This window comes from Fructilactobacillus fructivorans (genome assembly GCF_001434095.1).
In the GTDB taxonomy this organism is placed as follows: Bacteria; Bacillota; Bacilli; order Lactobacillales; family Lactobacillaceae; genus Fructilactobacillus; species Fructilactobacillus fructivorans.
Genome location: NZ_AZDS01000004.1, coordinates 131938 through 143297, shown reverse-complemented (window position 1 = coordinate 143297; position 11360 = coordinate 131938). Strand labels below are relative to the sequence as shown.

The following is an 11360-nucleotide window of genomic DNA, read 5'->3' as shown; positions in this document are numbered from 1 at the left end:
AAAGCCGAGGGGTTACCTCGGCTTTATTGGTGATAGATTAGTTATTTATCTTTTGAATCGTCCTCAGCGTCCGAATCATCGTCTTCTTCGCTGGGTTCGATCTTGTTGACTTCAAGCCAGTTAATGAAGGAGTTCTTGTAATCAAGCACCTTAAACTTAAAGCCATCGATCGTTACCACGTCGCCCACCTTAATGTGGGGATTTTGTTCGATGATAAAGCCAGCGATGGTGACAATATCAGAGTCGTCAAAGGCGGGCATTTCAACGTCAAAGTACTTTTCGAAGTCGTACGTGTTTAATTTCCCGTTGACTTGGAAAGTTCCATTAGGCTGTTTGAAGATGTATTCATTGACCTGTGGATCAATCTCATCACGGACGGTGCCAAATAACTCTTCGTAGATATCCTTGTCGGTAATCAAGCCGGAAGTTCCACCATATTCATCAATTACCACTACGATTGGTTGATGCATTTTGATCATTTGTTGAAGCACCATCGTAATGGGTGTGGTTTCGGGGGTCGTGCTGATCTTTCGCAGCAGTTTTCCAACCTTAACGTTGGAATCGACCTGTGACTGACGAACCAGATCGTAACTATATACGTAACCCAGAATATTATCTTTGTCGTTATCCTTAACTACCGGAATTCGACTGAATTTCTTCTGGATGTAGACGTTAATGGCATCTTGAACGGTATCGTTGATGTCAATGGTAACTAGTTGCGTTCGGTCAATCATGATGTCTCGAGCAACCTTATCGTTTAGTTCAAACGAACGTTGCATGTAGAGGTAGTCATTTCGTTCCAAGTCTCCGTTTTTCACGGCATCCTTGGAAAGGCTCAGAATTTCTGACTGCGAGAATGCCTCATCGTTTTCGTTTGCCACTGGAATTCCAAGTAACTTAACCACACCCGTAGCTGAGACGTTCAGTAACCAAACGAACGGGTAGAACAAGATGTGAAAGAAGTGGAGTGGACCAGAAATCACGTTCAACACTTTCAAGGGCATGTCAATACTAATGTTCTTTGGCACAATCTCAGTGAAGACCACTTCTAAGTAGGTAAGTAGTAAGACCCCGATAATCGCACCAACACTGTGGGCAGTAGCGGGGTTAACGTTGAAATCTTTTAATTCCATAACGGAAACTAAGATTCCAACGACAAATGATTCACCAATCCAACCAAGGATGATTCCAGCAAGCGATACCCCTACCTGAGTGGTAGAAAGGTATTCGTTCAGATTGGTAACCATCTTCATTTCACGGTTGATTTTCTTCTTCTTGCTAGCACTGATGTCCTCGTCATCGAGTCGTTCTTGTAATGCACTTGGCCTTGATTGAACCAATGAAAACTCACACGCGACAAAGAACGCGGCAAAGAAGAACGTTATTAAAATTATTATTAGATCAAGTATTATCTGACCGGTATCCAAAGTTCATTCCTCATTTCAAAATTTTAAACAGTAATTATATTATAACGTATTTATTCATTTTTTTAAGTATTTAAGATGAATAGCATAATCAATTGATTTTATCACAAAGAGGGACAAATGGAAAAATTATTCTGATTAATTAGTTTGGGTCCCTTCTTGCCGCCATTAATGAAGATTTTTAAATAAATGGTCCAAACGTTTCTTAATCGCACTTTTTTCACCCAAACATGAGCTAATTTCTTGTATAAACGGGGTCTCATCCGTAGTATAGAAGGTGCTAAGAGATTAGCAAATAAAAAATAAAAGAGGTTTTAGTTATGGCAAACGATGTAAGAAAAACAAATTACGATCCAATGGATGACTTTTTTGGCGACTTTGGTAAAAGTTTATTAAATTCAGTTGCCGGAAACAATAAAATGAAAACCGATGTTTTAGACCAAGATAATGATTATATTGTAAAAGCAGAACTACCCGGATTCAAGAAGAGCGATATCGACATTAGTTACGACAATGACACTTTAACTGTTCATGCAATTCATGACATTGATAAAGAAAACAAAGGTGACTACGGACGTATCTTAAGCAGAGAACGTTCATCAAGTGACGTTAATCGTTCATTCTATATTCCTGGCGTTGATGAAAAGAAAATCTCAGCTGACTATGATGGCGGTGTATTAACAATTACACTTCCAAAGTCACAAGATGAAGAGACTCAAAATCATCACGTTGAAATTGAATAATCAAATTTAAATCGAATTTTAGGAGACGACCCATTTGGATCGTCTCTTTTTTAACTCTTTTTAAAACTCTTTCATTAATGGTGCAAAATCGAATGCCTTCTTATACAATATTAATTAGATTAGAAATGAATTAATTAATATTGGAGGTGGAACTATGGCAGATGATCAGATTAATATCGATGACGTCAATCCCAGTGAGGGACTGACGACCGCTGAAGTAAAAAAGCAGGTTGACGACGGTTATAAAAACACGGAACCCAAGCCATTGACCAAATCAGTGAAACAGATTTTAGTTGAAAACGTGTTTACGTTATTTAACGTAATTAACGTGGTGCTAGGCATCCTGGTCTTTTACACCGGTAGCTATATCAACATGCTGTTCCTGGTGATTGCCATAGCTAACACCGCCATCGGAATCTTTCAGGAGATTCGGTCGAAGCGTCAAGTTGACAAAATGGCTTTACTGTCTCAAAGCAAAGTGAAAGTTAGACGAAATGGTGAAAATGAATTAATTCAACCCGATCAGATCGTGTTGGGTGACATCATTGAATTAGATCGCGGCGACCAGGTTCCCGTCGATGGCGTAATCAAAGAAACCAAAGGAATCGAAGTCGACGAGTCCCAGATTACTGGTGAATCCAGTCCGATTGAGAAAAATGACGGGAATCAGGTCACCTCCGGGAGTTTTTTGGTCAGTGGGAAAGCCTTTATGCTGGCCACCAAGGTTGGTGATGAGACCTTCGTCAACACGATTACCAATCAGGCTAAAACCGATAAAAGTAAGAACAGCGTCCTGATTTCATTAATCAAAAAAATCATTAAAATTTTGACGATTATTATTATTCCATTGGGAATTGCCCTCTTTGTCTCTCGTTTGATGCACGGGGTTAGCGTTAATAACGCCATTCTTGGAACCGTAGCTGCGATGATCGGGATGATCCCAGAGGGACTCGTTCTTTTAACCTCAGTGACGCTGGCCATTTCCGCTTATCATCTAGCTAAGAAGCGGGTGCTCGTTCAGGATTTATCTTCCATTGAGACGCTTGCCCGGGTCAACACCATTTGTTTGGACAAGACCGGGACAATTACCAGTGGTGAATTAAAGTTCAACAAGTTAATTAAGGAAGCTCCTCATTATGATGATCAACAGATCGCGGCCATTATGGGATCCCTTGTAAACGAGATTGATGATAATAACGAAACGGCGTCCGCCTTAAAGGATCACTTTCCGGATCATCCATACTCAGCAACCAAGATTGTGCCGTTCTCCTCCGCACGAAAGTGGAGTGGGGCCGAGTTAGATGACAAGGGTCAATACGTCTTTGGTGCCCCTCAATTTATTCTTAATTTAAACGATCAGCAACAAAAAGAAGTCCAACACTACGCGGAACAAGGCTTCCGGGTGATTGCTTTGGCCAAGGTTGATCAATTAGATGAAGACAGGATCTCAGGAAGTGAGCTAATTGCCCTGATTCTGATTACGGACGTGATTCGTCCCAACGCTTCTGATACGCTTCAGTACTTTTACAATCAGGGGGTGGACTTGAAGGTTATTTCCGGAGATGATCCGGTGACGGTCTCAAGTATTGCCAAACGGGTTGGAATTCGAAACTATTCTGACTACGTAGACATGACCACCATTGGTGACGATGCCAACTATCAGGATCTGGTTAAGAAGTACGTGGTCTTTGGTCGGGTTAAGCCCGATCAAAAACAGCGTCTTATTAAGGCGTTGCAGGAAAATGGACGGACGGTTGCCATGACTGGTGATGGGGTCAACGATCTGTTGGCCTTAAAACAGTCTGACTGTGGCATTGCGATGGCCTCTGGCTCTGAGAGTGTTAAAAGTATTGCCGACTTTGTCATTATCGATTCCAACTTTGATGCCCTCATTAAGGTCCTAAACGAGGGACGTAGGGTCATCAACAACATTGACAGCATTGCCTGCCTGTACCTGATCAAAACCATGTTCTCGGTTATGTTAAGCGTGATTTTCCTGTTTTTTGCCAGGAACTATCCGTTTCAGCCAATTCAACTGACACCAATTAACGATTTAATGGTAGGAATTCCATCGTTCTTACTAGCGCTCGAACCAAACTATCGGGCTCTCAAGGACAAATTTGTTTCTAACATTTATGAGATTTCTTTGCCAGCTGCATTGAGTGTTGTGTTTTACATCCTGGTGATCGGGGTGATTGGCGACATCCTCGGACTCTATACTTCGATTACGTCATCCTTAAGTGTTTTGATCACGGGAGTCATTTGTTGGCTAGCACTCATAATGGTTTGTCGGCCATTTAACCGTTACAAACTGCTCATCGTGATTTTAAGTATGACGTTGTTCTTGTCGGTCTTCATCTTCTTGGGTAAAATCTTTTCACTGGTCACGATCTTTACCTGGTCAGTGGGAGGAATTGGACTCCTTTTGGCACTTACAACGGACTTTTCGTTTGTAGGAATTCAGAAATGTGTCAATCTCATTCGGCACCAATTTTTCAATAAATAATTATTAAAACAGGTAATCCTTACTGAGGATTACCTGTTTTTTAACGCCTGCTAGTGTATTTCGTAACAATGGCATCTTTAAACTCAATTACTTACTTTTTAAGAGTTAGACCACCGCCAGAATAATAAGTGAAAAAAATAACAACGAACCATTGCTTTTTAAAAAAGATGATGATAACATATTAAATGTGAAAGAAATAACAAGAAAATGTTGGAGGCTGGAAATATGACAGATGCAAAGCAACAACCCAATGTTGACGAGATCGAAAAGAATATTGATGCAAAAGTTCAAAAAGCTCGCATTGCCGTAGACGAGATGAGTAACTTCGACCAAGATAAGGTTGATAAGATTACTCACGCTATGGTTCTTGCAGGTGTAAACGCCCACCAAAAGCTTGCCAAAATGGCGTACGAAGAAACTGGACGTGGAGTTGAAGAAGACAAGGCCATCAAGAACTTGTTCGCAACTGAAGAAATTTGGCACGACATTCGTAATGATAAGACCGTTGGAATCATCTCAGAAGATTCTGAAAATGACTTGATTAAAGTTGCTGAGCCCCTTGGTGTGATCGCTGGAATTACACCAGTTACCAACCCAACCTCAACGACTTTATTTAAAGCAATCATTTCAATGAAGACTAGAAACGCCATCATCTTTAGTTTGCATCCCCAAGCCCTTCAATCCTCAATTGAAGCCGCACGGATTGTAAGAGATGCTGCCGTTAAGGCTGGTGCTCCTAAGGATGCCATTCAATGGATCGAAAAGCCAAGTCGTGAAGCTACGAACGCTTTAATCCAAAATCCTGGAGTTGATATTACCCTTGCTACTGGTGGTCCTGGACTTGTTAAGGCCGCTTACTCAGCCGGAAAGCCAGCTTTAGGTGTTGGTCCTGGTAATGGTCCTGTCTACGTTGAAAAGACCGCTAACATTCCCCGAGCCGTTAATGACATTGTGTTATCAAAAACCTTTGATAACGGGATGATCTGTGCCACTGAGAACAGTGCTGTTATTGACGCTGACATCTACAAGGATGTAAAGGAACAACTTGAATTAAACCGTGTTTACTTTGTTCCCGAAAACGAAAAACAAAAGTTAACAGACGCCATGTTTGATAGCAAACGTCTTAGTGTAAAGGGTCCAATTGCTGGTGCCACCGCGCAACAAATCGCTGACATGGCCAAGATTAAGATTCCAAAGGACACTCAGGTTTTAGCCGTTGAAATGACCGGGATTGGTCCCAAGTACCCAATGTCTGGTGAAAAGTTGTCACCAGTGCTCTCAGTTTACAAATCAAAGGACCACAAAGATGCCTTCAGAATTTGTGCTGAATTATTGAACTACGGTGGTTTAGGCCATACTGCAGCCATTCAGACTTCAGATGACCAACTGGCAGTTGACTTTGGGGTAGCCGTTAAGGCTTCTCGTGTCATCGTTAACTCCCCAGCTGGACTTGCTGGAGTTGGTAACTTGTACAACAACATGACTCCATCGCTTACTCTTGGAACTGGATCATGGGGTAAAAACTCAATTTCCCATAACGTTACTGATTATGACTTGTTGAACATTAAAACTATCGCAAAGAGAAGAAATAATATGCAATGGATTAAATTACCTCGAATTTACTTCGAAAAGAACTCAGTTCGTTACTTACACGATATGCCAGGTATCAAGAAGGCCTTCATCGTTACCAGTCCTTCCATGGTTAAATATCATTACGTTGATAAGGTCTTAGATGAATTGAACCGTAGACAAGATGACGTTCAATACTACATCTTTGATGATATCCATGGTGAACCAACGACCGACATGGTAAATGCGGGTGTTACTCAAATGAACGCTTTCAAACCTGATACCATCATTGCCTTAGGTGGGGGATCACCACTTGATGCCGCTAAGATGATGTGGTTGATTTACGAAAACCCTGAAACTGATTTCTTCGGCGCAAAGCAGAAGTTCTTGGATATCAGAAAGCGGGCTTACCGTTACAACAAACCCGAAAAATCACAAATGGTTGCCATTCCAAGTACCTCTGGAACTGGTTCAGAAGTAACTCCATTCTCAGTTATTACTGATTCGAAGTTGCACGTGAAATACCCACTTGCTGATTACGCTTTGACACCAGATGTTGCCATTGTTGATCCACAATTTGTTACGACGGTTCCAAAGGGTACCATTGCCGCTTCAGGTCTTGATGCCTTGACTCATGCCATTGAGTCATACGTATCAACCATGGCCTCTGACTACACTCGTCCATTGTCACTACAAGCAATCAAGATGATTTTTGATAACCTGACTGACTCATACAATGGCAACATGGAAGCCAGAGACAAGATGCACACGGCTTCTACTATTGCCGGAATGGCATTTGCGAACGCCTTCCTGGGAATTACCCACTCAATTGCTCATAAAATTGGGGGTCAATTCGGGATCACCCACGGACTTGCCATCGCCATTACTTTGCCACATGTTATCAGATACAACTTCAAGAAGCCTAAGAAGATCGCTACATGGCCTAAGTACGAATCATTTAGAGCTGATGACGACTACGCTACCATCGCAAGATATTTGGGTCTCCCAGGTAACTCCAATGAAGAATTAAAGGAAGCCTTGGTTCATCGCTTCATCGAATTAGCTCACTCCGTTGGGGTTGAGTTAGATCTGAAGTCCCAAGGGGTAAGTAAGGCAGAGCTTGAAGCCGCTGCTGACCACCTTGCTGAACTGGCATACTCTGATCAATGTACAACTGCTAACCCGAAGGAACCACTAATCGCAGACCTCAAGAAGATGATTCTTGATGAATACGAAGGGGTTGGAGTTGAGACACAAACTGACAAAGAAGTTTAACTAACAAGTTACATTCAAGTTACATTAAAGAAAGAAAAAGTAGGAATTCCAAATGGAATTCCTACTTTTTTTGTGTGATCGATTTCGTTAAGACGTTAATGAGTTCTTTTTCTTTCGGTGATAGGACGTGGCTCTTTCGATACGCCATGGAAACGTAAAATGGGGGTAAACTGTCATCGTTAATCGGGATTGAGATGAGGGGATCGGTTGACTTAATGGCATTACTGACCAGAAAGGTGATTCCCACGTTTTCGGAGACTAACTGCTTAGCCAACTCAATATCCGAGGTGTGGTACTTGATGTTGGGATGAATGGAGTGAAGTTCACACATGTCAGAAAAAACCTTGGTATGAACAAAATCGTCGGATAAACCGACGAATTCTTCATTCTTTAAATCTGCAAAACGAACTGACTTCATTCCGGCCAGGTGTGATTTGGGATTAACTACAATTTTAAAGGTATCAGATGTCAGGATTCTGGAGCTGATCTCACTACTTTCAAGGGGCGCACTTGAACCAAGCAGGGCCAAATCAATGTGGCCGTCTTTTAGCTCACTTAATAGTTTCTGAGAACCACTTTCAGAATTGTCCATGTCATTTAGGATGCCGAGGGAAAGTAATTCGCTGGCCGATTTGGGGAAATAGTAGTTGCCAATGATTGGTGGTAATCCGAAGCGAATCACATGGTCGTTGGCACTGCCCATCTCCTGCTCGATTTCGTTGACCTGGTCGGAAATGATCTTGACGTGTTCCTCTAGTCTTAGCCCGGCATTGGTTAACTTGACGTTGTGGTGGGACTGGTTACGGTTAACCAGTTCGACGTTAAAGTTATTTTCGAGCCGCTTGATTGCCATGGTAACGGTTGGCTGCTTCACGTCATAGTATTGCGAAACGTCGGTGTAGTTTTTGAGCTCTGCTAACTTGTTAAAGTACATTAAATCTTTTAGCTTCATATATTATCCTCATATAAATTAAATTTATGAATAATTGGCGTTTGACTATATTTTTAAGCATGACTTAATATTTAAAAGAATCAATTAAGAATCATTTTACTACAAAAAGGAGTCTTAAAATATGGTTAAAGGTGAAGAAATATTGAATAATCCCTTTATCAATAAGGGAACCGCATTTACTGAAGACGAACGAAAAACATTAGGACTAGTGGGGATGCTTCCCCCAAACGTTCAAACCCTAGACGAACAGGTTGAAAATGTTTATGACGAATACCAACACAAAAGTAGTAATCTCGACAAACGAGTCTACTTAATGAGTATTTTTAATGAAAATCGGGTTTTATTCTACGCTACGTTTGCTAAACACGTAACGGAATTCATGCCCGTTGTCTATGATCCAACGATTGCGGATTCAATCGAAAACTACTCACGATTGTATGTTAATCCACAAAACGCAGCCTTCTTATCAATCGATCACGATGATCCAGAGACCATCCGTGAAAGCTTGAAGAACACCGCTGCCGGACGCAACATCAAGTTGATTGTTGTAACCGATGGTGAGGGGATCCTCGGAATCGGTGATTGGGGTACTCAAGGAATTGACATCCCCGTTGGAAAGTTAATGGTTTACAGTGCCGCTGCTGGTATTGACCCATCAGAAGTTCTCCCAGTTGTTATGGACGTTGGAACTACTAACAAGAGTTTGTTAGACAATCCACTCTACCTTGGTAATCACCAAGACCGTGACTACGGTCAAAAGTACTACGACTTCGTTGACAAATTTGTTAAGGAAGCAGAAGACTTGTTCCCAAACTTGTATCTCCACTTTGAGGACTTTGGTCGAGCTAACGCTTCTAACATTCTGGATAAGTACAAGGATGACTACTTAGTCTTTAATGATGACATTCAGGGAACTGGAATCATCGTGCTTGCTGGTGTTCTTGGTGGACTCAAGATCTCCGGTGAAAAGATGACCGATCAGAAGTACCTGTGCTTCGGAGCTGGAACCGCTGGAGTTGGAATTGCTCAAAGAGTCTGTGAAGAAATGGTTCAAGCTGGTTTATCCGAAGAAGACGCTAAGAAACATTTCTACATGGTTGATAAGCAGGGTCTCTTGTTTGATGACATGAGCGACTTAACCCCTGGCCAAAAGGAATTTGCACGGAGTCGTTCTGAATTTGATAACTCAGAAGACCTTACTGACTTACTTTCAATCGTAAGGGCCGTTCATCCATCAATTATGGTAGGAACTTCTACTCAACACGGGGCCTTCACTGAAGACGTCATTAAAGAAATGGCCGCTCACACGGAACGTCCAATTATCATGCCAATCTCTAACCCAACTAAATTAGCTGAAGCAACTGCCCCAGATCTAATCAAGTGGACCGATGGTCGTGCTTTAGTTGCTACTGGTGTCCCAAGTGCTCCCGTTGAATACAACGGTGTGAAGTACGAAATCGGACAGGCCAATAACGCTCTGGTATATCCAGGAATTGGATTAGGTGCCATCGCCGCTACCGCAACTAAGTTGAATGACGACATGATTAGTGCCGCTGCTCATTCACTTGGTGGCATTGTGGACTCAAGGGTTCCCGGTGCTGCAATCTTGCCTCCAGTGGATCAATTAACTGAATTCTCTGAGACAGTGGCCATTGCCGTTGCTCAAAGTGCGGTTGATCAAGGCATTACTAGAGAAAAGATTTCTGACGTTAAGTCGGCGGTTGAAGACGAAAAATGGTATCCAGTATACCCAGATTTAACTAATTTAAACAAATAATTGGAGGAATGTTACATTGGCAGCGTTTATTACTTCACTAGAAAGTGTCGCTGAGATTGTCATTGTCATTGCGCTTGGTTATTTCCTGAGAAAGTCGGGTAAGTTTGCCGATAGTTTCAAGGGTAATATCTCATTCTTAATCATGAATGTGGCTTTGCCAATTTCAATTTTCGTATCAGTATTAGATAATTTGACCCGCGGAAAGTTGGTGGGTCTGGCAGGTGGATTGCTTTATACCCTAATCAGTTTTGCTTTAGGTTATATTGTCGCCATCGCCCTTGTGTACATCTTAAAGATCAGAAAAGGTCGTCGTGGGACCTTCATTAACATGGCGGTAAACGCCAACACCATCTTCATTGGTTTACCATTGAACATGGCACTGTTTGGGACTTCTGGAATGACTTACTTCCTGATTTACTATGTGATGAACACCATCTCAACTTGGGCCATTGGAATCTTCTTCATTTCTGGAGACGATCCAACTAAGGAAAAGGGTTCAAGTAAGGGCAGCTTTAACTGGAAGAAATTACTTCCAGCACCCCTCATTGGTTTCTTGATCGCATTAGCTTGGATCCTAATTGTGAACGTTAAGTTACCAATGTGGATCGATAAGACCTGTAACATGATTGGTGGGCTAGTAACCCCATTGTCACTGATTTACATTGGAATTATTTTAGCCGATGCTGGTCTTTCATCAATTCACTTTGATAAGGACTCCATCGCCGCTTTGATTGCCCGTTTCGTAATTGCTCCGGCCATTATGATCGGAACCTTGTTGGTCTTCATGCACACTGGTGCTGGAATTCCTAACATCGAATTTGGAACCTTGGTAATTCAATCCGCAACTCCAGGTCTTGCTGTTCTTCCAATCTTGGTTAGCCAGTCCCACGGCGACGTGGATTACGCAACCAACTTGGTTGTAACCAGTACGATCTTGTTCGTGATTGTGGTACCAATCTTGATGGCAATCATCAACTTCATTGTATAGATTATAATTAAGAAGCCATATGAGTTATGGCTTCTTTTTATTTAGGGAAAAACGCGGCTTGGTTTTGAAAGTGTTAACGTAGAACTATGTACAACTTAATTTATTAATTAATTGGAGGGGTTAAAC

At 41.8% G+C, this 11360-nt stretch carries 7 protein-coding genes; 5 read left to right on the top strand and 2 right to left on the bottom strand.

Annotation, left to right across the window (positions count from 1 at the left end):
• Nucleotides 1-41 precede the first annotated feature (41 nt).
• The gene (locus tag FC73_RS05240) at nt 42-1427 is read right to left on the bottom strand and encodes a hemolysin family protein (protein WP_029327211.1); all 1386 of its coding nucleotides are present in this window, start codon (nt 1425-1427) and stop codon (nt 42-44) included.
• A 317-nt stretch (nt 1428-1744) separates the two neighbouring features.
• On the opposite strand from FC73_RS05240, the gene FC73_RS05235 reads away from it, so the two are divergent.
• The 3 genes from FC73_RS05235 to adhE all read left to right on the top strand — a co-directional run bounded on the left by FC73_RS05235 (nt 1745) and on the right by adhE (nt 7517).
• A complete protein-coding gene (locus FC73_RS05235; RefSeq protein ID WP_010022996.1) occupies nt 1745-2167 on the top strand; it encodes an Hsp20/alpha crystallin family protein in 423 nt (140 codons plus the stop codon).
• A 154-nt stretch (nt 2168-2321) separates the two neighbouring features.
• Nucleotides 2322-4673, top strand: a complete 2352-nt coding sequence (locus FC73_RS05230; protein WP_010022995.1) for an HAD-IC family P-type ATPase — start codon at nt 2322-2324, stop codon at nt 4671-4673.
• 225 nt (nt 4674-4898) lie between these two features.
• The gene (gene adhE / locus FC73_RS05225; protein ID WP_010022994.1) at nt 4899-7517 is read left to right on the top strand and encodes a bifunctional acetaldehyde-CoA/alcohol dehydrogenase; all 2619 of its coding nucleotides are present in this window, start codon (nt 4899-4901) and stop codon (nt 7515-7517) included.
• 61 nt (nt 7518-7578) lie between these two features.
• Here adhE and FC73_RS05220 read toward each other — a convergent pair whose 3' ends face one another.
• Nucleotides 7579-8469, bottom strand: coding sequence for a LysR family transcriptional regulator (locus FC73_RS05220; protein ID WP_010022992.1), 891 nt, complete (start codon nt 8467-8469; stop codon nt 7579-7581).
• Nucleotides 8470-8590: 121 nt separating this feature from the next.
• Between FC73_RS05220 and FC73_RS05215 the strand changes: the two genes are divergently transcribed.
• Complete coding sequence (locus FC73_RS05215) at nt 8591-10246, top strand: malolactic enzyme (RefSeq protein WP_010022991.1); 1656 nt, start codon at nt 8591-8593, stop codon at nt 10244-10246.
• Between the two features lie 16 nt (nt 10247-10262).
• On the top strand, nt 10263-11234 hold the full coding sequence (locus FC73_RS05210; RefSeq protein ID WP_010022990.1) for an AEC family transporter: 972 nt from the start codon (nt 10263-10265) through the stop codon (nt 11232-11234).
• Nucleotides 11235-11360: the final 126 nt, after the last annotated feature.

Bases quoted from the DNA above. Each gene is read 5' to 3' on its own strand.
- FC73_RS05235 (WP_010022996.1), top strand. From the start codon at position 1,745: ATGGCAAACGATGTAAGAAAAACAAATTACGATCCAATGGATGACTTT.
- FC73_RS05230 (WP_010022995.1), top strand. From the start codon at position 2,322: ATGGCAGATGATCAGATTAATATCGATGACGTCAATCCCAGTGAGGGA.
- adhE (WP_010022994.1), top strand. From the start codon at position 4,899: ATGACAGATGCAAAGCAACAACCCAATGTTGACGAGATCGAAAAGAAT.
- FC73_RS05220 (WP_010022992.1), bottom strand. From the start codon at position 8,469: ATGAAGCTAAAAGATTTAATGTACTTTAACAAGTTAGCAGAGCTCAAA.
- FC73_RS05215 (WP_010022991.1), top strand. From the start codon at position 8,591: ATGGTTAAAGGTGAAGAAATATTGAATAATCCCTTTATCAATAAGGGA.